Raw genomic sequence first — 20,038 nt, 5'->3', positions numbered from 1 at the left:
ATGGGGCCGAAGCAGAAACGCGCGCTCGCGGCGCGCCTCACTTCCAGTCGATCGGATTGGCGCTGAGATAGATCAGGAAGCCGTAGACCAGCAGCGTCGGCAGGGCGCCGAACGCCAGCAGGACGAGGGCGGACACGGTCCTGCCATGTCGTCCGAGCGCGAAGCCGCCGCCCGTGAACAGCACGAGCAGACCGGCCAGCCCGGCGCAGAGCGAGAACTCGAAGACCATCATGCCGTCGTAGGTGAACATCTCGCTCGCGAACCAGGCGAGTCCGAGCACGCTCGACACGTTGATCGCGACCATCCCGGCCGAGACGATCTCCACGGCCCGTCCCGCGCCCGGAACGACTGCGCTCTGCCGGCCTCCGATCACCAGCAGCAGAACGAAAGTTGCGATCGCGACGGCGATGACGATGAGGGACGGCGCGATTTCCACGTGACCTTCCAGACGACTGACCGGATTCTGAGCATGAAACTGCGACCATAAAACGTCCGCCGCCGGGTATGTCCTTTCAATTGAGAATGGGTCGCAACTGAATTGGACCCGCCTCTACTCCTTCAGCACGATCCACGTGCAGTGGCCGATCGCGCAGAGGCGGCCTGACTCCGTGTAGAGCGCGGTGCCCGAGTAGAGCTTGCGGCCCTCGGCGCCGATGCGCCAGCCGACGACGGCGCAGCGTTCGCCGACCTTGGGGCGATCGAGCACCTTCGCGGTCATGCGGCCGGTGAGGGCGGCGCGCCAGTCGTCGGGGTCTTGCGCGGCCCAGGCGCCTGGGCAGTCGAGCGTGCCCCACAGGAACTCCGGCTTGATGCGGCCGTCTTCGTCGGCGTGGTTGGCGTGCGGGACGTAGCAGGAGAGGGAGGTGCCGCCGGCGCCGAGAGCGCTGCCGAACACGCGCAGGCCGTCGCCCACGTCGCGGCTGCGGCCGCAGACCAGGCACCACTGGAAGTCGCTGCCCTCGCCGCAGCCGCCGACCGCGTCCTGGTGCATCACCTCGGACCAGTCGCTCGGGGGCTTCGGCGGGTCGAGATGATCGACCTTACCGGCGCGCGCCTCGCAGATCAGCGTGTCGCCGTCGCGCATCATCAACGCGGTATCCTCGCGCACGAGGCGCATCTTCGTCTCGATGGGGATCGGCGCGCGGAGCGTGATCTCGACGGCGCCGTCGCCGCCGAAGGCCTGGGTGTAGCGCTCGGCCAGTGCGCCGGCGACATAGCCGCCATTGCCCGACAGGCGCGGGCCGTTGAAGCCGAGCGGGATGATGAGTGAGTCGTCCACCTGGGCCCTCGCAGCGTGAAAATGGCCGCAGAAACTGACGCGCGCATGCGGGGAATGCAAGCCTGCCGGCCTCGCCCGTCGCTTGCGTCGCGCCGCTCCATCGTCGAGGGTGAATCGATGGGATCGGCTTTGCCGTGGGCGCTCGTGGCGCTGTGTTTTGCGCTCGGCGTGGCCAGTCGCTCGATCAGCGACACGTTCCTCGTCTTCGTGCCCGCTCTCCAGCATGCCTTCGACGCCAATCGCGGCTCGGTCACGCTGATTTACAGCTTCGCGCTGCTGGTCGGCGGCACCGCCGCGCCGATCACCGGCTGGATACTCGACCGCTTCGGACTGCGCGCGCTGACGGTGTTCGGCGTGATCGCGGCGGCCGGCAGCACGGCGCTCGCCTCGCAGGCGACCCATCTCTGGCATCTCTACCTGTCGCTCGGCGTGATGATGGGGTTTGGCGCCGCCTCGCTCTCGGGCATCCTTTCCTCGTCGCTGATCGGCCGCTGGTTCCCGGCCAATCGGCTGGGCGTGCCACTGGCCGTCTCATGGTCGGCGTCGGGTGTCGGCGCGATGGCGACCTTCCCAGCGGCGCAGTACCTGATCGAGACCGATGGCTGGCGTCATGCCTATCTCGTCTTCGGCGCGGTGAGTGCGCTGTTCATTCCGCTGCTGCTGGTGCTGCCGTGGAAGAGGATCGAGCGCGGCGCGCCCGGTCTCGCCAAGCTGCGCGAGACGGCGGCGCCCGGCATCACGGTGCGCGAGGCGTTGCGCGACTGGCCGTTCTGGGCGCTGACTTCGTCGTTCGCGCTGACCTCGATCGGCATCTTCTCGCTGATGCCGCAGACCATGGTCTATCTGCTGGAGCGCGGCATGGACGGTCCTTATGCCGCGCGGGCGATGGCGGTCGCGGGCTTCCTGACGCCGCTCGGCATGATCGGCTTCTCGTGGCTGTCCGATCGCGGCGGACGGCGGCTGGCGGCGATCCTGGCCTATGCCTGCTCGATCGCCGGTGTGGGTGCGCTGGCCATGGTGCGCGGGCCGACCGACGATGTCTGGCTGTGGATCTTCGTCTTCCTGTTCGGCGGCAGCATGGGCTCGCGCGGGCCGATGATCTCGACCCTGGCGACCCTGCGCTATCGAGGCGCGCATTTCGGCCGCATCTACGGGCTGATCGCCATCGGCATGGGCCTGGGCGGGTTTTTGGGCGCCTGGATCGGCGGCGTGCTGCACGATCTCACCGGCGGCTACGCCGCCGTCATGGTGCTTTCGGTGCTGGCGCTCGCGACCGCGGCGGGCACGCTGGGCTCCGAGGCCGGGGCGCGGGAGCGGCTCAGTCGCTGAACCTGCAGGCACCGACCCGGGCCGGATGACATGTCGGTGACGGTGGCCGCAGCATATTGTGTTTCCCCGAAAGTCCGGCCACTATGGCCGGCATGTTGGACCGGATTGATTTTCCAAGTAGTCCCACTCCGAGGCGGCGGGCCTAGCCGTGACCCCGGGCATTGAGTCCTGCCATGCGCTGGTGCTCAACGCCGACTTTCGGCCTCTGTCGTATTTCCCGTTGTCCGTCTGGTCCTGGCAGGACGCCGTAAAGGCCGTCTTCCTCGATCGCGTCAGCGTCGTCTCCCAGTACGAACGCATCATCCACAGCCCGACCTTCGAGATGCGGCTGCCCAGCGTCATCGCGCTGAAGGAATACGTGCCGGCGGCGCGCCGCCCGGCTTTCACCCGATTCAACGTCTTCCTGCGCGACCACTTCACCTGCCAGTACTGCAACGGCGACTTCGCCACCAACGAGCTGACCTTCGACCACGTGATACCGAAGTCGCGCGGCGGCCGTACGAGCTGGCAGAACGTCGTGACGGCGTGCAGCCCGTGCAACCTGTTCAAGGGCAACATGCTGCTGAAGGAAAGCGGCCTCGTCCTGCGCTGCGCCCCGGTCGAACCCTCGACCCAGATGCTGCAGGAACACGGGCGGGCCTTCCCGCCGGGTTACCTGCACGAGAGCTGGCGCGACTTCCTTTACTGGGATAGCGAACTCGACCAGAACTGACCGGTCTTGCTGTCAATGCGGCCAAGAAAAAGAGGTCCTTCGACTGCGCCGCCCTGCGGGCGGCTTCGCTCAGGACGACGGGGTGTTTTATTTATCCGTCGTCCTGAGCGAAGCGCCGAAGGCGCGTAGTCGAAGGACCTTTTTTCGCGGCGCTAGATCCGCGTCGACAGCCAGATCGCGAGGCGCGAGCCCGTCTTGATCACGGCCGACAGCGCCTCGTAGCCGACGGCCTGCTCGGCACCCGCGGCCAGGGCTTCGTCGCGATGTTCCATCTCTTCGGCGCGGAACTTCTCGACGGTCGAGCGCAGCTCGGTCTCGTCGTCGCCGAGCTTCGCGGCCTGGTGCGCGTAGTGCTCCTCGATCGTCTCCTCGACGGCGACGGTACAGGCCATCGCGGCCTTGTCGCCCATCAGCGCGGTGGCGGCGCCCAGCGCGAAGCCCGCGACGTTCCACAGCGGCGACAGCAGCGTGGGGCGCACGCGGCGCTCGACCAGCAGGCGGTCGAACACTTTGTTGTGCTCGCGCTCCTGCGCGGCCATGTGCTGGATGCGGCGGCCAGTCTCGCTGTTGGAGCGGCCAGTCCAGCGCAGGGCCGCGAGCTGGCCCTCGTAGATGCGCACGGCGCCGAACTCGCCGGCCTGGTCGACGCGGATCGTGCGCTCCACCAGTTCGCGGGGATCGGGATCGCCGGGGTTGCGGTTGTCGCCGGTCTTCATGACGGGCTCCTCCGAAGGTTCAACGAGTCCTGGCCATCCGCGACAGCGACGAGGCGAGGCCGCCGGCAAGGATCGCCGACAGGATCGCGTTCCAGCCGGCCATCGAGATGCCGAACAGCGACCACACGACGGCGTCACAGCGCACCATCTTGGCGCCGAACAGGTACTTCTTCAGTTCCTCGGGCGAGAGGCCGGTCGGCACCGAGCCGGTGCAGGATTGCGGGCCGGCCCACCAGCGATACTCGACGCCGGCGTGGAAGATGCCGATTGCCGAACTGACGGCGATGGCGGCAATGGCGATCGCCACGAAACCGGTGGCCATCTTCGGCCGGCTCGACGAGGCGAAAGCCGCGAGGCCCGCGACCATCGCCACGATGTGCGGCCAGCGCTGCCAGTGGCACATCTCGCAGGGCGCGAAGCCCATCACGTACTGGAAGAACAGCGCGCCGCCGATCATGACGCCGCTGCCGAGCAGGGCGATGAGGCCGAGCTGGCTGGGAAGGGGAAGGCGCTGCGTTGCGGCCATCGGAAGAACCTAGAAGAGGAAACGGACGACGACGAACCCGCCGATCAGGGCGAACAGGAAGATCCAGGTGAGCAGGGTCAGGCGCTTCTCGATGAAGGCCCGGATCGGCTCGCCGTACTTCCACAGCAAGGCTGCCACGAGGAAGAACCGCACACCACGCGTCAAGATGGACGCCCACACGAACGTGAAGAGGTCGAAGTGCGCGGCGCCCGAGGCGATGGTCACCAGCTTGTAGGGGATCGGCGTCAGGCCCTTGATGAGGATGATCCAGGTCCCGTATTGCTCGAACCCTGCACGAAACGCCGCGAGGCCCGACTGCAGCCCATAGGTCTTCACCACCCAGGCGCCCAAGGTCTCGAAGAAGTAGTAGCCGATCGCGTAACCCAGAAGGCCGCCCAGCACCGAGCAGACGGTGCAGACCAGGGCAATCCGGAAGGCCTTGTCGCGGTTGGCCAGCACCATCGGCACCAGCATCACGTCGGGCGGGATAGGGAAGAACGAGCTCTCCATGAAGGAGACCACACCCATCGCAGGGATGGCGTTCTTGTGTTGGGCGAGGCGGATCACCCAGTCGTACAGGCGGCGGATCATGGGCTGCGTTTCTAGCCCGCCGGCCGGGGCAGGGCTATGGCATATGGCTGAAAGGTCCCTCACTACGTTCGGGATGACAGCCTGCCCTGGATTGGCGCAGTGCCCAAACTCCAACGAAATTGTCATCCCGAACGTAGTGAGGGACCTTTGCGTTACGAGTGGCGCGCTCTGTTGCGAAACCGTTCGCTCGCTCGGGGCGCTTCGGTTTGGCAAAATCGCGCGATGTCCTCGTCCAAACCGCTCCATCTCGCCAAGCCGCTCACCCTGCCCAACGGCGTCGTGCTGAAGAACCGCATCGGCAAGGCGCCGCTCACCGAGGGGCTGGCCGATCCGATGAATCGCGCGACGGAGCGGCATGTGCGGCTGTACGGGCGCTGGGCGGCAGGTGGCGCGGCGCTCGTGGTCACGGGCAACGTGCAGATCGACCGGCGCTATCTCGAACGGCCCGGCAACGTGGTGATCGACGACAATGGCGGGCTCGACGCGTTGCGCGCCTATGCACAGGCCGGCACCGCCAACGGCACGCAGCTCTGGATGCAGATCAACCATCCCGGCCGCCAGACGCCGCGCCGCGTCTGCGAGCAGCCGGTGGCGCCGTCGGCGGTGCCGCTGGCTCTCCCTGAGAGCGCCTTCGCCCATCCGCGCGCCATGACGGCGGAGGAGGTGGCCGACGTGCCGCGCCGCTTCGCCGAGGTCGCGACGATCGCGCGGGCGGCGGGCTTCACCGGCGTGCAGGTCCATGCCGCGCACGGCTATTTGCTCAGCCAGTTCCTGACGCCGCTGGTGAACAAGCGCGACGATCGCTGGGGCGGCGACATCGCCGCACGCGCCTTGCTGCTGCTCGAGGTGGTGCGCGCGGTACGCGCCGCGACCGCCCCCGGCTTCTGCATCTCCGTGAAACTCAATTCGTCGGACTTCCAGCAGGGCGGCTTTTCCAATGAGGATTGCCTGCAGGTCGTGAAGTGGCTGGGCGAGGCGTCGGTGGACCTGATCGAGATCTCCGGCGGCAATTACGAGAAGCCCGCGATGATGGGCAGCGGCGCCAAGGAAAGCACCGTGCGCCGCGAGGCCTACTTCCTCGACTATGCGCGGCTGATCCGCGAGGCGACGACCGTGCCGATCATGCTGACCGGCGGCTTCCGCACCCTGGCGGCGATGGAAGCGGCGCTGGCCGAGGGCGCCTGCGACCTGATCGGGCTGGGGCGTCCGATGTGCGTCGACACCGATTTGCCCAACCGTCTCCTGAACGGCGAGACCGACCGCGCCGAGGCCTATGAAGAGCGCATCGTGCCGGCCAAGGCGGGGCTCGGCTGGTTCTGCCTGCAGCTCATCGCTCATGGCGATGGCCGCGATCCCGACCGGGCGCTGAGCGGCGACGAGGCGATCCGCGGTTACCTGGCCAACGAGGAACAGACGGCGGCGGCGCTCGAAGGGCGGGCGTAGCGCAGACCCGTAAGGGCAACGTAAGCGCTGATTGTCACTTTCGCCGAAGAAACCCGCAAAGGGTTCTGTTGGGGGATCAGATGGCGAAGCCGCTTTGGCCGAACGTCAGCAGTTCGCAATATCGCAACGACCGCGCGCCGCCGCCGCTCGACGGGCGCCGATCATAGGGCGTCTCTCATAAGGCTCTCGCCCGCCGCCGAGCGGGCAGCGTCTTCCTCAACCTGTCCTCGCGTTGGGCCGCCTGCCGGACGAGCGAAAGCGCCGGCTCGACGACGCTTGCGTCGGCATCGGCGGGGAAGACGAGATAGGCCGTGAGCGAGAATTCCGGCGTGTTGGCGCAGAGCCGAAGCCGGCCGGCTTCGAGATGCGCGCGCACGAGGCGCAGCGGGAAGTAGCCGGAGCCGCCGTTCGCCAGCACGTGTTCGAGGCCGAGCCAGCCGATGTTGGCGGTGAGCGCCGCGCCGAAGAATTCGGGAAAGCTGGCGCCGTGCCGCGCGCGGAATTCAGGGCCCCAGTCGATATAGACATAGTCCGGCTCGAAGACCGGTCGCCGCGTCGGGCGCGTCGACACCAGCACCAGCCTCTCGTCGAACAGCGGCTCGACACGAAGGCCCGGACGACTCTCGGGCGTGTACATGATGGCAAAGTCGAGTCGGCCCTCGACCAGCCCGTCCATCAGCTCAGGCTCGAGCCCGATCTCGGCCCGGATCGCGACCTCGGGAGTCTTGCCCAGCATCGCGGGAAGTTGGCGCAGCAGAAACTCCTCCCACAGACCGATGCGGGCGCCAACGGTGAGAGTGGCGCGGAAGCCCTCGGGAATGCCGACGTCGTGGCGCGCCTGTTCGACCGCGCGCACCAGCGTCGAGGCGTGTTTCTGGAAGCGCCGGCCCGCCGGCGTGAGGGCGGCGCCGCCCTTGTTGCGCACGAACAGCCGGCAGCCGAGCAATTCCTCCAGCGTGCCAACGCGGGTGCTGACGGTCGACTGGCTGACATGCAGCCGCTCCGCTGCGCTCACGAAACTGCCGGCGGCGACGACGGCCAGGAAGGTGCGGGCCTGTTCGGTATCCATCGGCCGAGCTTACCATCGGATTTATCGATTCTATCGGTCGATTTTACTCGTTTTCCAGATATGAAGCCGGCGGCTATCCTCCTCAGACACCATGACCGACCTTGCCTCCGCACCGATTTCCGCCCCGCTCGCCTACAACGCACCGATCGATACGGTCGAACTGCTCGCGCTCCTGAACGAGTTGCTCGAAGCCGAACGCGCCGGCGCCAAGGTGGCGCTGGAGAGCGGCCGGCAATCACAAGAGCCTGAGCTGTCCGAACTCCTGAAGGCCATCGAGCACGACGAAGCGAAATGGTGCGCCATGCTGCTGCGGCAGATCCGTGCCCTGGGCGGCGTGGCCTCGCCGCGCATCGGCACCTTCCACGCCAAGGCGATGGCCATCGAGGATATCAAGGAGCGCCTGGTCTTCCTCAATCGCGGACAAGGCTGGGTCGTGCGCAAGTTGCGCGACGTGATCCCGCGGGTTCGCGATCGCGAACTCCATGCCGACCTGGCCCACATGCTGTCGTCGCATGTCGCCAACATCACGCTCGCCAACTCCGCCCTGGCCTGACCGGAGGTCGCCATGTCCGTCCTCGTCGCGCGAAGATCGGCCTGGTTCACCGCCGGCCTCACGTTCTGGTTTGCCCTGGGTCTCGCGCTCGAAGTGATGGGCCTGCTGTTCGCGCCCGGCGCATGGCAGCTCGTTTTCGCGGCATTGCTGCTGCCGTTGAGCGGCTTGCTGCATTACGCGTCGGTCGCGGCAATGGTGGATACCTGCGAGGGGGACGTGCGCGAGAGGGAAGGGTATCGCGACGCGCTCATAGACGGCATCCTCGCGCTGCTGACCGCAAGCCTCGGCACGATCGCGTTCGTGCGCGGCCTTTGCGACCTGTTTCCGGCCTGACGCTGCCAGCCATGCCCGACGATGATTACGCCTCGCCGCCCTGCCTGATGCATCTCGTCGATCCGGAGACGGGCGCGCTGGTCGTGGACGACGGCGATGCCCGCCAGAAATCCGACGTGGCGCGCTGGCGCAAGGTCGAGCGTGAACGGTTGATCGGTCTCAGGACGGCGATACCTGCGCACGAGCGGCACGCCCATTCCGAACGCATTGCCGCGGCGCTCGATCTGGTGCTGGGCGATCTCTCGGGAAAGATCGTGAGCGTCTACTGGCCCATTCGTGGCGAGCCCAACCTGCTGCCGTGGTGCGAGCGCCTGGCCGATCGCGGCGTCGCCTGCGCCCTGCCGGTCGTCGTGAAGCCACGCGCGCCTCTCGTCTTTCGAGCCTGGACGCGCGGCGCGCTGCTGCGGCCCGGCGTCTGGAACATCCCGGTTCCGGTGGATGGCGCGGTCGTGACGCCCGACGTCGTGGTCGCGCCGGTCGTCGGCTACGACGCGGAGCGCTATCGGCTGGGCCATGGCGGCGGCTTCTACGATCGCACGCTGGCGACCGTGTCGCCGAAGCCGCGGATCGTCGGCGTGGGCTATTCCAGCCTCGCGATTCCCACGATCTATCCGCAGCCGCACGACGTCCCGATGGACATCGTCGTCACGGAGACGGGCCTCGTCGCGTAGCGTCTGCGAGCCCTTGGTCCGATAGCGCACACTGTTCGATCCTTCACATTCGACTCAATAGTTTGCAAACTCCGCGCTCTTCGTTCGATCGTGGACAGAGCAGCCTTCAGAAGGATCATGACGGACACCGCCAGTCGCCCGACCTCCGCCGACGATTCCGCCCTCCTGTTCCTCGCCGGTGGCGGCGAGCTGGGGGCGCTGATCCGGGAATACGACTGGGCCAACAACCCGCTGGGGCCGCCGGCGGCATGGCCGCAGAGCCTCAAGACGGCGGTTCGCATCATGCTGACCTCGCGCCAGCCGATCTGGATCGGCTGGGGGCCGGAGCTGATCTATCTCTACAACGACGCCTACAAGTCGATCATCGGCGGCCGGCATCCGGTCGCGCTCGGCAAGCCCACCAAGGAGGTCTGGAAGGAGATCTGGACCGACATCGGGCCGCTGCTGGACACCGCCATGGGCGGCGTCGAGGGCATCTACGTCGAGGAACAGCTCCTGCTGATGGAGCGCAATGGCTACCCCGAGGAGACCTACTACACCTTCTCCTACAGCCCGATCCCCGACGATGACGGCACGCCGGGCGGCATCATCTGCGCCAACACCGCCGACACCGAGCGTGTGATCGGCGACCGGCAGGTCGCGACCTTGCGGGAGCTCGCGTCGCGCACCGTCGACGCCCGCACCTGGGAAGACGCCTACCTGCAGAGCCTCGGCGCCCTTTCGGTCAACCCGCGCGACGTCACCTTCGCGCTGCTCTACGCCCTGCAGCCTGGCAGCACCGAGGCGACGCTGGCCGGGCGTCACGGGCTGCCGCCGGATCACCCCGCGGGTGTCGACACGCTGCGGCTGGGCAACGGATCGCCCTGGCCGATCGACGGGCTGACGAAGGACCAGCCGCCGCGCCTCGTCGATCTTGCGAAGACCTTCGGTTCGACGGTGCCGGGGCGGGTGTGGGACCGGCCAACCCAGTGGGCCGCCGTCGTTGCCGTGCCGGCGACGCGCGAGACCGGGCGCTCGGGCTTCCTCGTCGTCGGCCTCAGCCCCTATCGCCTGTTCGACGACGCCTATGCCGGATTCCTCGAACGGGCCGCGGCGCAGATCGCGGCATCGGTCGCCAGCGCCGACGCCTATCAGGAGGAACGGCGCCGGGTCGAGGCGCTGGCCGAACTCGATCGGGCCAAGACCACCTTCTTCTCCAACGTCAGCCACGAGTTCCGCACGCCGCTCACGCTGATGCTGGGACCGCTCGAGGAGGTGCTGAACGCCGATGAGGCGGTCTCCCTCGAGGAGGCGCGGAGGCACGTCACGGTGGCGCATCGCAACGGCAATCGGCTGCTGCGCCTCGTGAACAGCCTGCTCGACTTCTCGCGCATCGAGGCGGGCCGCGTGCAGGCGACCTATCGTCCGACCGATCTCGCCCAGTTCAGCACCGGTGTCGCCTCGAGCTTCCGTTCGGCCATCGAGAGGGCCGGCCTGAAGCTGGTGCTCGACTGCGCGCCGCTTCCGCACCTCGCCTATATCGATCGCGAGATGTGGGAAAAGGTCCTGCTGAACCTGCTTTCCAACGCCTTCAAGTTCACCTTCGCGGGCGAGATCGCGCTTTCGATCGGTGCTTCGCCCGATGGCAAGGCCGCGATCGTCGAGGTGCGCGACACCGGCATCGGTATTCCCGCGGACGAGCTCCCCAAGCTGTTCGAGCGTTTTCATCGCGTCCAGGGCGCCCAGAGCCGCAGCTTCGAGGGTAGCGGCATCGGTCTTGCCCTGGTGCAGGAACTGGTCCGGCTGCATGGCGGTGAGATCCGCGCCGAGAGCGAAGTGGGGAAGGGCGCGCGCTTCACCATCACGCTTCCGTTTGGCCGCGAGCATCTGCCGGACGCGCAGGTCGTCGAGGAAGCCGGCCCGAAAGCCGATATCGGCCGGGCGCGCGAATATGTCGACGAGGCGCTGGGCTGGCTGCCGGAGGCGACGCCGTCCGTCGAGGCGATGAGCGATCTTTCCCCGGCGATGGTGGGTGCGGACGCGCCGCTGCCAATCGATCGCGTCGGATCCGGCAAGCGTATCGTGCTGGCCGACGACAACGCCGACATGCGTTCCTATGTCGGCCGCCTGCTTCTTGCCCAGGGCTACCAGGTCGAGCCCGCCGCCGACGGCGAGGCGGCGCTCGCGGCGGTGCGGCGCAAGCTTCCCGACCTGATCCTGACCGACGTGATGATGCCGGTGCTCGACGGCTTCGGCCTGCTGCGCGCCATCCGGACCGACGCCGCCACCGCGGGCATCCCGATCATCCTGCTGTCGGCGCGGGCCGGCGAGGAGGCGAAGGTCGAGGGATTGGAGGCGGGCGCCGACGATTATCTGGTGAAGCCGTTCGCCGCGCGAGAACTGCTGGCGCGGGTCAGTGCCAACATCCAGATGGCGGCACTGCGTCGCGAGGCCAGCCGCGCCATCTTCGAGAGCGAGCAGCGCTTCCTGATGACGCGCGATCGCCTCGCGCTCGCTCTCTCGACGGGCCGCGCCTCGGTCTTCGAATGGGCGGTCGACAGCGATCACCTGGTTTTCTCAGGCCCGCTCGCGCAGGTGTTCGGCGTCCGCCAGGAGGATGCCGAGCGGGGTCTGCCTCTGAAGGTCTTCGTGGACGGTATCGCGCCGGAGGATCGCGAGCGCGTGACCGCGGCGATCGCCCGGTCGATCGATTCGGGCGAGGCCTACCAGGAGGAATATCGCGTCGTCGGCTCGGGCACGACGCGGGTCGTGATGGCGCGCGGCCGGGTCGAGACCGGCGAGGACGGCGCCAAGCGCATGGTCGGCGTGGTCATCGACCTCACCGAGGCCAAGGAAGCCGAGAATGTGATCCGCGAAAGCCGCTCGGCGCTGGAAGTGATCAGCCGGGCGTCGGCCGCCGTCTCGGGCGACCTCGACCTGGAGCGGCTGGTGCAGACCATCACCGATGCCTGCGTCGCCGTCACGGGCGCCGAGTTCGGGGCGTTCTTCTACAACGTCGTCGACAATGCGGGAGAGCGCTACACGCTCTATTCACTGTCCGGCGTGCCGCGCGAGGCCTTCGAAAAGTTCCCGATGCCGCGCAACACCGCCATCTTCGAGCCGACCTTTTCCGGCACCGACGTCGTCGTCTCGGACGACATCACGCAGGACCCGCGCTACGGCCTTTCGGCGCCGTATCACGGCATGCCGCCGGGACACCTGCCGGTGCGCAGCTATCTCGCCGTTCCCGTGCGGTCGCGCACCGGCGAGGTGCTGGGCGGGCTGTTCCTCGGCCATTCGACGGTCGGCGTGTTCGGCGAGCTGGCGAAGGACCGCGTCGTCGGCCTCGCCAGCCAGGCTTCGGTCGCCATGGACAATGCGCGCCTGTTCCAGGAGAACGAGCGCGAACTCGAGCAGCGCCGCAAGGCCGAAGCGTCGCTGAAGGCGCTGAACGAGACGCTGGAGGAGCGCGTCGCCCGCGAGGTCGAGGAGCGCAGCAAGGCCGAGGAGGCGCTGCGCCAGGCGCAGAAGATGGAGGCCGTGGGCCAGCTTACCGGCGGCGTCGCGCACGACTTCAACAACCTGCTGACCGTCATCATCGGCGGCCTCGAAACGGTGCGCCGCGCCAAGCCCGCCGAGACCGCGCGGGTCCAGCGCGCCGTCGACATCGCGTTGCAGGGCGCGCAGCGTGCCGCCAGCCTGACGGCGCGGCTGCTGGCCTTCTCGCGGCGCCAGCCGCTGGCGCCGAAGCCGATCGAGCTGAACGTGCTGGTGCGCGACATGACCGAGCTGCTGCACCGGACGCTCGGCGAGCACATCGAACTCGAGGGCGTGCTCGCGCCGCGCCTGTGGTCGATCGAGGCCGACCAGAACCAGCTCGAAAGCGCGCTGATCAACCTCGCGGTCAACGCGCGCGATTCGATGCCCGAGGGCGGCAAGCTCACCATCGAGACGACGAACACCGCACTCGACGAATCCTATGCCGCCATCGATACCGAGGTGAAACCCGGCCAGTACGTCGCCATCTCGGTCAGCGACACCGGCCACGGCATGTCCGGGGAGACGCTGGCGCGTGTCTTCGAACCGTTCTTCACGACCAAGGAAGTGGGCCGCGGCACCGGGCTCGGCCTCAGCATGGTCTATGGCTTCGTGAAGCAGTCCGGCGGCCATGTGACGATCTACAGCGAGGAAGGCCAGGGAACGACCGTCCGCATGTACTTCCCGCGCTTCCTGGGTGCGACGGCCGTGGCCGATGCAAACGAGGACACCGCCGTACCGACCAGCAGCGAGGGCGAGGTCGTGCTGGTGGTCGAGGACAACGAGGACGTCCGCACCTACAGCTCGATGGTGCTGCGGGAACTGGGTTATCGCGTGCTCGAGGCGCCCGAGGCCGAAGCCGCCCTGGCGATCCTGCGCGGGTCCGCGCGGGTCGACCTGCTGTTCACCGACGTGGTGCTGCCCGGCAAGAGCGGCCGCGTGCTGGCCGACCTCGCCGCGGGAATACGCCCCGGCCTCAAGGTTCTGTTCACCACCGGCTATTCAAGGAACGCCATCGTCCATCACGGCCGCCTCGATGCCGGCGTGCAACTCATCACCAAGCCGTTCACCTTTGAACAACTGGCCGCCCGCGTCCGCGACGTCCTCGACCTGGGGTAGGTGCGGGCGCTGCTTCGCAGTTCGGTGAGGACGTAGACCCTCAGGGCAGGCGGAAGCGTGCTGTCGTCGGGTTCGCCGAGCCGGGCGACTTCGGTCACGAGCGCCGTCAGCGAGACACCGCGCTGGCGGGACAGGGCGGCGAGCTCGACCCAGAACGCGTCTTCCAGCGAGATGCTGGTGCGATGGCCATCGAGGGTGACCGAGCGCGTGCGCATGCCGCGACTGTGGGGCCGCCCCGGAGCGCCTCAAATCACGAGGTCGCTAGACGAGATTACGCAGGAGCTGCAGCAGGGCGCGATATTCGGCGATTGTCGGCAGCTCGGGGTCCCGCTCGCGCCGCCGCCCGCGCATGGGAATGTCGGTGGCGAGCAGCATCTCCAGGTGCCGCATGGCATTCTCGCAATCTTGCCGGCCGGCGCCCAGGCGGACGAGAATCTCGGCCAGCCATTCGCACTCCTCGCCATCGAGCTCGCGCCCGCGACTCTCGACCTCGTCGAGGAACAGGTCGACATACCGGAAGAGGGCAGCCACCCGGGACTCTGGTGTCGTGGGCACGGTTATCGGCGGCGAACGAAAAGGACGCGGTAGGCGAACGTCATGCTGCGCTGTCACCAACGGGAGCGGGAGCGCGGGACATTGGGCCTGGATGTCGCTGTCTCTCAGCCGCCGGCGCTCGGGATCATGGGCCAGCGATGGGCAGGGAATATGCCCGCCGTTCCGTGACCGGCAAGAGGAATTTGCACGCCGTGTGTCTTGTATCGCACGCAGCGAAACGAGGATGTTCGGTCAGGGTTTGGGTGCGGCCGCGCGCGGGGTGGGCTTGGCGGCGGGCGCGGGCCGTTTCTCCAACCGCTCGATGCGTTGCTCGAAGCTCGTCTGCATCTTTTCGAGCCGCTGCTGGAGCTGCGTGTTCTGGGCCTTGAGCTGCTCAAGCTGCGCCGACATCGAGGCGATGGTTCGCTGCAGCTCTTTCAGCCGGCCGTCGACGCTCTGCGCCGCGGCGACGCCGGGCATCAGGAACACCGTCAGGAGGGCAAGCCGAAACATGTAGCAGAAGCCTGTTTGAGTCATGTTTGGCGAGTCAGCAATGAGTCTGATTCCTTGTGTAACAATGAGCAAGGAATTTTGCATTTGGGAGATCGACGAAGTCCAATTTCTTCCGCCAATCGTCGGTAGCTATGGGCGCGGTCTGGCCGGTACCTTTTTCAATCCTCTGCTCATGATTGCGTTGCTGCTGCTGCACGGCCATGCCCGTGGCCTGTCTTCGTCGCGGCCTCGGCGAGGGCTTCGATCGAGCGTGCCGAGTTCGACGATGATCGCGGCGGAAATCCCTCTATTGGCGCCGCTTTGCAATAAGGGCGAGCGTGGCATCCAGATTCTGCTGAGAGTTTGCCCAGTCCAGCGGCCTGCGGTCTTGGGTGTATTCCTCCAGCGCCGCGCGATATGCTGTAACGGCCTCTTCCAGGCGTGCCGTTCCGCTCTCCCGTTCGCCTAGCGCATACAGCGCGTCGCCGAGATTGTCCTGCGTCGCTGCCCAGAGCAGCGGCACGCGCTCGCGGGTGCGTTCCTCCAGCGAAGCACGGTAAGCCTTTACGGCCTCCTCCAGGCGTGCCGTCCCGCTCTCCCGTCGGCCCAACACGTACAGCGTGTTCCCGACATTGTACTGCGTCATCGCCCAATCCAGCGGCACGCGCTCGCGGGTGAATTCTTCCAGCGCAGAACGGAAGGCCGTCATGGCTTCATCCAGGCGTGCGGTCCCGCTCTCCCGCTGGCCAAGCGTGGACAGCGCGTTGCCGAGACCGTTCTGCGTCATCGCCCAATCCAGCGGCGCGCGCTCGCGAGTGCGTTCCTCCAGTGCGGCACGGTAGGCCGCTATGGCCTCCTGCAGGCGTGCCGTCCCGCTCTCCCGGTAGCCCAGGATGTACAGCGCGAGCCCGAGACCGTATTGCGTCGTCGCCCACTTCAGCGGCACGCGCTCTCGGGGGTATTCCTCCAGCGCCGAACGGTAGGCCGTCACGGCTTCTTCCATAAGTGCCGTCCCGCTCCCGCGTTCGCCCAGCATGTACAGCGCGGCGCCGAGATTGTACTGCGTTTCCGCCCAGGCCTGCGGCACGCGCTCGCGGGTGCGTTCCTGCAGCACTGCGCGGAAGGCTGTTACGGCCTCTTCCAGGGCTGCTGTCCCGCTCTCTCGTCTACCCAGCACGTGTAGCGCAGCGCCCAGATAGTTCTGCGTCTCCGCCCACTCCCGCGGCACACGATCGCGGGTGCGTTCCTGCAGTGCTGCGCGGTAGGCCGTCACGGCCTCCTCCAGGCGTGCCGTCCCGCTCCCCCGATTGCCCAGCATGAACAGTACATTGCCGAGAATGTACTGCGTCGCCGCCCATTGCAGCGGCCCGCGTTCGCGGGTGCGTTCCTGCAGCACCGCGCGGAAGGCCGTCACAGCCTCTTCCAGGCGTGCCGTCCCGCTCTCTTGTTCGCCCAGCGTGTACAGTACGTAGCCGAGATCGCTCTGCGTGATCGCCCAGTCCAGCGGCACGCGTTCGCGCGTGCGTTCCTGCAGCGCCGCGCGATAAGCCGTCACGGCCTCTTCCAGGCGTGCCGTCCCGCTCTCCCGGCTGCCCAGAACGTACAGCGCGTTGCCGAGATCGTTCTGCGTCTCCGCCCATTCGAGCGGCACACGCTCGCGGGTGCGTTCCTGAAGTGCTGCGCGGTAGGCCGTCACGGCCTCTTCCAGGCGTGCGGTCCCACTTTCCCGTTCGCCCAGCCTGTTGAGCGCGTTGCCAAGATTGTTCTGCGTCCCTGCCCAATCCAGCGGCACGCGCTCGCGGGTGCGTTCCTGCAGCGACGCGCGGTAGGCCGTCACGGCTTCTTCCAGACGCGCCGTCCCGTTCTCCCGTTCGCCGAGCTCATGCAGCGCGTTGCCGAGATGGTTCTGCACCGCCGCCCAACGCAACGGCACGCGCTCGCGGGTGTATTCTTCCAGCGCCTCGCGGAAGGCCGTCACGGCCTCCTCCAGCGGTGGCGTCCCGCTATCTCGTTTGCCCAGCATGTAAAGCGCTTTGCCGAGATCGTATTGCGCCGCCGCCCAACGCAGCGGTTCCCGCTCACGGGTGCGTTCCTGCAGTGCGGCGCGGTAGGCCGTCACGGCTTCTTCCAAGTGTGCAGTCCTGCCTGCCCGTTCCCCGAGTGTCCTCAGAACGTTGCCGAGATTGTTCTGCGCCGCGGCCCAACGCAGCGGCTCGCGCTCCTGGGTGAGTTCCTCGAGAGCCGCGCGGTAGGCCGTCACGCTCTCTTCCAGGCGTGTCGTCCCGCTCTCCCGTTCGCCCAGCGCGCTCAGTGCGTTGCCGAGATTGTTCTGCGTCGTCGCCCAATCCAGCGGCTCCCGCTCGCGGGTGCGTTCCTGCAGTGCGGCGCGGTAGGCCGCCACGGCTTCTTCCAGCCGTGTCGTCCCGTTCTCCTGTTCGCCCAGCGCGCTCAACGCGTTGCCAAGATTGCTCTGCGCCGCCGCCCAATCCAGCGGCTCGTGTTTCCGGGTGTATTCCTCCAACGCCGCGCGGAAGGCCGTCACGGCCTCTTCCAAGCGTGTGGTTCCGCTCTCCCGGCTGCCAAGGCTGGCCAGCGCCTTGCCGAGATTGTACTGCGCCGCGGCCCAACGCAGCGGCTCTCGCTCGCGGGTGCGTTCCTGCAGGGCTGCGCGGTAGGCCGTTACGGCCTCTTCCAGGCGCGCCGTCCCACTCTCCCGTTCGCCCAACGTCCTCAGTGCGTTGCCGAGATTGTTTTGCGTCACCGCCCACTCCAGCGGTACGCGCTCGCGGGTGCGTTCCTCAAGTGCCGCGCGGTAGGCCGTCACGGCCTCTTCCAGGCGCGCCGTCCCGCTCTCCCATTCGCCGAGCGCGCTTAGCGCATTGCCAAGATTGTTCTGTGTCGTCGCCCAATCCAGCGGCATACGCTCCCGGGTGCGTTCCTGCAGCGCGGCGTGGTAGGCCGTCACGGCCTCTTCAAGACGTGTTGTCCCGTTCTCCCATTCGCCCAGCGTGCTCAGCGCGATGCCGAGATTGTTCCGCGCTGCCGCCCACTCCAGCGGCACGCGTTCGCGGGTGAATTCCTCCAGAGCCGCGCGATAAGCCGTCACGGCCTCTTCCAGGCGTGCCGTCCTGCTACTCTGTATGCCCAGCGTGTACAGCGCGTTGCCGAGATTGTACTGCGCCGCTGCCCAATCCAGTGGCGCGCGCTCGCGGATTAGTTTCTTCAGGGCCGCATGGTAGGCCGTTACGGCCTCTTCTAGATGTGCCGCCCTGCTCTTTTGATTGTCCACTGTTCTCAGCGTGTTGCCGAGATTGCTCTGCGCCGCAGCGATGCCGGGCACCAGGAGCAGGACCAACCCGACGGCGGTGTGGATAGGGTGTCGGAGCATTCGCGCGGGGTGCTCATTATTCTGCCGCCTGCTTCAGCTGCGTCGGCACCGTCTCGCCGGCGAAGAGCGCGGCGCGGGCGGCGTCGTACTCGGCCTTGAGGCGGGCCACGATCTCGCCGGCCGGTGGGGCGTCGTGGATCTGGCCGACGCCCTGGCCGGCGCCCCAGATGTCGCGCCACGCCTTGACCTTCATGTTGCCGCCCGAGCCGAAGTTCATCTTGCTCTTGTCGGCTTCCGGCAGCGCCTCGGGATCGAGACCGGCGGCCGAGATCGAGCGCTTCATGTAGTTGCCGTGCACGCCAGTGAAGAGGTTGGTGTAGACGATCTCCTCGCCGGTCGAATCGATGATGCACTGCTTGTTGGCGTCGGTGGCGTTGCCTTCCTTCGACGCGGTGAAGCGCGTGCCGAGATAGGCGAGGTCGGCGCCCATCGCCTGGGCCGCCAGCACCGAGGCGCCGTTGGAAATCGAGCCGGAAAGAAGGATCGTGCCGTCGTAGAACTGGCGCACTTCCGGCACCAGCGCGAGCGGCGAGAGACGGCCGGCATGGCCGCCGGCGCCGGCGCAGACCAGGATGAGACCGTCGACGCCGGCCTTCAGCGCGCGCTTGGCGTGCGCCACGTTGGTCACGTCATGGAACACCAGGCAGCCGTAGCGGTGCGCCGAGACGACGACGTCGTCGGGCGCGCGCAGCGACGTGATCTGGATCGGCACCTTGTACTTCTCGCACATGTCGACGTCGTGCTGCAGGCGGTCGTTCGACGAATGCACGATCTGGTTCACGGCGAAGGGCGCGACCTTCTTCTCCGGATGCTTGGCCTTGTAGTCGCCCAGCTCGCCGGTGATGCGCTTCAGCCATTCCTCGAGCATCTCCTTCGGCCGCGCGTTCAGCGCGGGGAAGGAGCCGACGACGCCCGCCTTGCACTGCTCGATGACGAGGTCCGGGTTGGACACGATGAACAGCGGCGCGCCGACCACCGGGATCGAGAGGTTGTCGCGCAGCAGGGCGGGAAGGGCCATCGTTTCGCTCCTTGGATTCGTGCTTTCGTCGTGTTGGCTTCAGGGCCTAGCACGGCCCCGGTCTTCGTCGCCAGCGGGTGTCGCTACTTCATCAGCTCGTAGGCGCCGCCCTTTTCCAGCGCCTTCTTGTAGGCGGGGCGGGCATGGATGCGGTCGAGGAAGCCGCGCAGCTTTGGCATCCTGTTGATCGCGGGCGAACGCGCGGTGGCGGCCTCCAGCGGGAAGCTCATCTGGATGTCGGCGGCGGTGAACTCGGGCCCGGCGAACCATTCGCGGCGCGACAGTTCGCCTTCGAGGAAGGCGAAGTGGTTGGCGATCTGCGGCCCCAGCAGGGTCTTGTCGGCGCCGCCCGCGATGGCGCGCGCCACCGGCCGCATGAAGAAGGGCACGCGCGAGGGCAGGCGGCCGAACACCAGCTTCATGAACAGCAGTGGCATCAGCGAGCCTTCCGCGTAGTGCATGAAGTAGGTGTAGTGCAGCTTCTCAGGCGTGCCGGCGGCCGGCGTGAATTTGCCGCCGCCATAGGTCTCCGACAGGTATTCGAGGATCGCGCCGGACTCGGCCAGCACCTTGTCGCCGTCGACGATGACCGGCGACTTGCCCAGCGGATGGATGCTGCGCAGTTCCTCGGGCGCCTGCATCGAGGGCTGGCGCTGGTAGCGCTTCACCTCATAGGGCAGGCCAAGTTCCTCGAGCATCCAGAGGATGCGCTGGGAGCGGGAATTGTTCAGGTGATGGACGGTGATCAT

Annotated in this window: 19 protein-coding genes; 7 read left to right on the top strand and 12 right to left on the bottom strand. The window is 67.4% G+C overall.

All coding sequences use genetic code 11. The features are described from left to right. Positions 1-37: 37 nt before the first annotated feature. Positions 38-436, bottom strand: a complete 399-nt coding sequence (locus AC1RP5_RS24800) for a hypothetical protein (RefSeq protein ID WP_493115150.1) — start codon at positions 434-436, stop codon at positions 38-40. Positions 437-550: 114 nt separating this feature from the next. After that, entirely contained in the window at positions 551-1,279 is a 729-nt protein-coding gene (locus AC1RP5_RS24795) for a hypothetical protein (RefSeq protein WP_493115148.1), read from the bottom strand. Positions 1,280-1,300: 21 nt separating this feature from the next. Between AC1RP5_RS24795 and AC1RP5_RS24790 the strand changes: the two genes are divergently transcribed. After that, positions 1,301-2,608: an MFS transporter gene (locus AC1RP5_RS24790; protein ID WP_493115146.1), complete on the top strand. Its 1,308-nt coding sequence runs from the start codon at positions 1,301-1,303 to the stop codon at positions 2,606-2,608. 148 nt (positions 2,609-2,756) lie between these two features. Next, entirely contained in the window at positions 2,757-3,320 is a 564-nt protein-coding gene (locus AC1RP5_RS24785) for an HNH endonuclease (RefSeq protein WP_493115144.1), read from the top strand. A 152-nt stretch (positions 3,321-3,472) separates the two neighbouring features. On the opposite strand, the gene AC1RP5_RS24780 is transcribed toward AC1RP5_RS24785, so the two are convergent. Genes AC1RP5_RS24780 through AC1RP5_RS24770 form a run of 3 tightly spaced genes read right to left on the bottom strand, consistent with a single transcriptional unit; the run spans position 3,473 to position 5,153 of the window. Next, positions 3,473-4,036, bottom strand: a complete 564-nt coding sequence (locus AC1RP5_RS24780; protein WP_493115142.1) for a demethoxyubiquinone hydroxylase family protein — start codon at positions 4,034-4,036, stop codon at positions 3,473-3,475. Positions 4,037-4,055: 19 nt separating this feature from the next. Continuing rightward, positions 4,056-4,562 (bottom strand): disulfide bond formation protein B, encoded by a 507-nt coding sequence (locus tag AC1RP5_RS24775; protein WP_493115140.1) that lies wholly within the window; start codon positions 4,560-4,562, stop codon positions 4,056-4,058. 9 nt (positions 4,563-4,571) lie between these two features. Then, positions 4,572-5,153 carry a YqaA family protein gene (locus AC1RP5_RS24770; RefSeq protein ID WP_493115138.1) on the bottom strand — a complete coding sequence of 194 codons (582 nt, stop codon included), beginning with the start codon at positions 5,151-5,153 and terminating at the stop codon, positions 4,572-4,574. A 222-nt stretch (positions 5,154-5,375) separates the two neighbouring features. Here AC1RP5_RS24770 and AC1RP5_RS24765 point away from each other — a divergent pair, with 222 nt between their 5' ends. Then, positions 5,376-6,596 carry an NADH:flavin oxidoreductase/NADH oxidase family protein gene (locus AC1RP5_RS24765; RefSeq protein WP_493115136.1) on the top strand — a complete coding sequence of 407 codons (1,221 nt, stop codon included), beginning with the start codon at positions 5,376-5,378 and terminating at the stop codon, positions 6,594-6,596. Between the two features lie 175 nt (positions 6,597-6,771). Here the strand turns inward: AC1RP5_RS24765 and AC1RP5_RS24760 are convergent, their stop codons facing one another. Further along, positions 6,772-7,665 (bottom strand): LysR family transcriptional regulator, encoded by an 894-nt coding sequence (locus tag AC1RP5_RS24760; protein ID WP_493115135.1) that lies wholly within the window; start codon positions 7,663-7,665, stop codon positions 6,772-6,774. 91 nt (positions 7,666-7,756) lie between these two features. Between AC1RP5_RS24760 and AC1RP5_RS24755 the strand changes: the two genes are divergently transcribed. From AC1RP5_RS24755 to AC1RP5_RS24740, 4 genes are all read left to right on the top strand, one after another. Further along, positions 7,757-8,218, top strand: a complete 462-nt coding sequence (locus tag AC1RP5_RS24755) for a DUF6306 domain-containing protein (RefSeq protein ID WP_493115133.1) — start codon at positions 7,757-7,759, stop codon at positions 8,216-8,218. A gap of 12 nt (positions 8,219-8,230) precedes the next feature. Continuing rightward, positions 8,231-8,551, top strand: a complete 321-nt coding sequence (locus AC1RP5_RS24750) for a hypothetical protein (protein ID WP_493115131.1) — start codon at positions 8,231-8,233, stop codon at positions 8,549-8,551. Between the two features lie 11 nt (positions 8,552-8,562). Further along, positions 8,563-9,222 (top strand): 5-formyltetrahydrofolate cyclo-ligase, encoded by a 660-nt coding sequence (locus AC1RP5_RS24745; RefSeq protein ID WP_493115129.1) that lies wholly within the window; start codon positions 8,563-8,565, stop codon positions 9,220-9,222. Positions 9,223-9,339: 117 nt separating this feature from the next. Next, on the top strand, positions 9,340-13,857 hold the full coding sequence (locus AC1RP5_RS24740) for an ATP-binding protein (protein ID WP_493115127.1): 4,518 nt from the start codon (positions 9,340-9,342) through the stop codon (positions 13,855-13,857). Here the strand turns inward: AC1RP5_RS24740 and AC1RP5_RS24735 are convergent. The 6 genes from AC1RP5_RS24735 to AC1RP5_RS24710 all read right to left on the bottom strand — a co-directional run bounded on the left by AC1RP5_RS24735 (position 13,761) and on the right by AC1RP5_RS24710 (position 20,038). After that, a complete protein-coding gene (locus AC1RP5_RS24735; protein ID WP_493115126.1) occupies positions 13,761-14,072 on the bottom strand; it encodes a ribbon-helix-helix domain-containing protein in 312 nt (103 codons plus the stop codon). The genes AC1RP5_RS24740 and AC1RP5_RS24735 overlap by 97 nt on opposite strands. 46 nt (positions 14,073-14,118) lie before the next feature. After that, positions 14,119-14,388: a hypothetical protein gene (locus tag AC1RP5_RS24730; protein WP_493115124.1), complete on the bottom strand. Its 270-nt coding sequence runs from the start codon at positions 14,386-14,388 to the stop codon at positions 14,119-14,121. Between the two features lie 255 nt (positions 14,389-14,643). Next, positions 14,644-14,904: a hypothetical protein gene (locus AC1RP5_RS24725; RefSeq protein WP_493115123.1), complete on the bottom strand. Its 261-nt coding sequence runs from the start codon at positions 14,902-14,904 to the stop codon at positions 14,644-14,646. A gap of 286 nt (positions 14,905-15,190) precedes the next feature. After that, positions 15,191-18,223, bottom strand: coding sequence for a tetratricopeptide repeat protein (locus AC1RP5_RS24720; RefSeq protein WP_493115121.1), 3,033 nt, complete (start codon positions 18,221-18,223; stop codon positions 15,191-15,193). Between the two features lie 64 nt (positions 18,224-18,287). After that, a complete protein-coding gene (locus AC1RP5_RS24715) occupies positions 18,288-19,289 on the bottom strand; it encodes an NAD(P)H-dependent flavin oxidoreductase (protein ID WP_493115120.1) in 1,002 nt (333 codons plus the stop codon). Positions 19,290-19,372: 83 nt separating this feature from the next. Further along, entirely contained in the window at positions 19,373-20,038 is a 666-nt protein-coding gene (locus tag AC1RP5_RS24710) for a glutathione S-transferase family protein (protein ID WP_493115119.1), read from the bottom strand.

The organism is Reyranella sp. GW821-FHT12G01 (genome assembly GCF_058806575.1).
The sequence above is the reverse complement of the archived record's forward strand: the minus strand, read 5'-3'. Positions and strand labels throughout refer to the sequence as shown.

Excerpts from the sequence above, each read along its gene's own strand:
- AC1RP5_RS24790 (WP_493115146.1), top strand. The coding sequence starts at position 1,301 with ATGGCCGCAGAAACTGACGCGCGCATGCGGGGAATGCAAGCCTGCCGG.
- AC1RP5_RS24780 (WP_493115142.1), bottom strand. The coding sequence starts at position 4,036 with ATGAAGACCGGCGACAACCGCAACCCCGGCGATCCCGATCCCCGCGAA.
- AC1RP5_RS24775 (WP_493115140.1), bottom strand. The coding sequence starts at position 4,562 with ATGGCCGCAACGCAGCGCCTTCCCCTTCCCAGCCAGCTCGGCCTCATC.
- AC1RP5_RS24770 (WP_493115138.1), bottom strand. The coding sequence starts at position 5,153 with ATGATCCGCCGCCTGTACGACTGGGTGATCCGCCTCGCCCAACACAAG.
- AC1RP5_RS24765 (WP_493115136.1), top strand. The coding sequence starts at position 5,376 with ATGTCCTCGTCCAAACCGCTCCATCTCGCCAAGCCGCTCACCCTGCCC.
- AC1RP5_RS24760 (WP_493115135.1), bottom strand. The coding sequence starts at position 7,665 with ATGGATACCGAACAGGCCCGCACCTTCCTGGCCGTCGTCGCCGCCGGC.
- AC1RP5_RS24755 (WP_493115133.1), top strand. The coding sequence starts at position 7,757 with ATGACCGACCTTGCCTCCGCACCGATTTCCGCCCCGCTCGCCTACAAC.
- AC1RP5_RS24750 (WP_493115131.1), top strand. The coding sequence starts at position 8,231 with ATGTCCGTCCTCGTCGCGCGAAGATCGGCCTGGTTCACCGCCGGCCTC.
- AC1RP5_RS24745 (WP_493115129.1), top strand. The coding sequence starts at position 8,563 with ATGCCCGACGATGATTACGCCTCGCCGCCCTGCCTGATGCATCTCGTC.
- AC1RP5_RS24740 (WP_493115127.1), top strand. The coding sequence starts at position 9,340 with ATGACGGACACCGCCAGTCGCCCGACCTCCGCCGACGATTCCGCCCTC.
- AC1RP5_RS24735 (WP_493115126.1), bottom strand. The coding sequence starts at position 14,072 with ATGCGCACGCGCTCGGTCACCCTCGATGGCCATCGCACCAGCATCTCG.
- AC1RP5_RS24725 (WP_493115123.1), bottom strand. The coding sequence starts at position 14,904 with ATGTTTCGGCTTGCCCTCCTGACGGTGTTCCTGATGCCCGGCGTCGCC.
- AC1RP5_RS24715 (WP_493115120.1), bottom strand. The coding sequence starts at position 19,289 with ATGGCCCTTCCCGCCCTGCTGCGCGACAACCTCTCGATCCCGGTGGTC.
- AC1RP5_RS24710 (WP_493115119.1), bottom strand. The coding sequence starts at position 20,038 with ATGATCACCGTCCATCACCTGAACAATTCCCGCTCCCAGCGCATCCTC.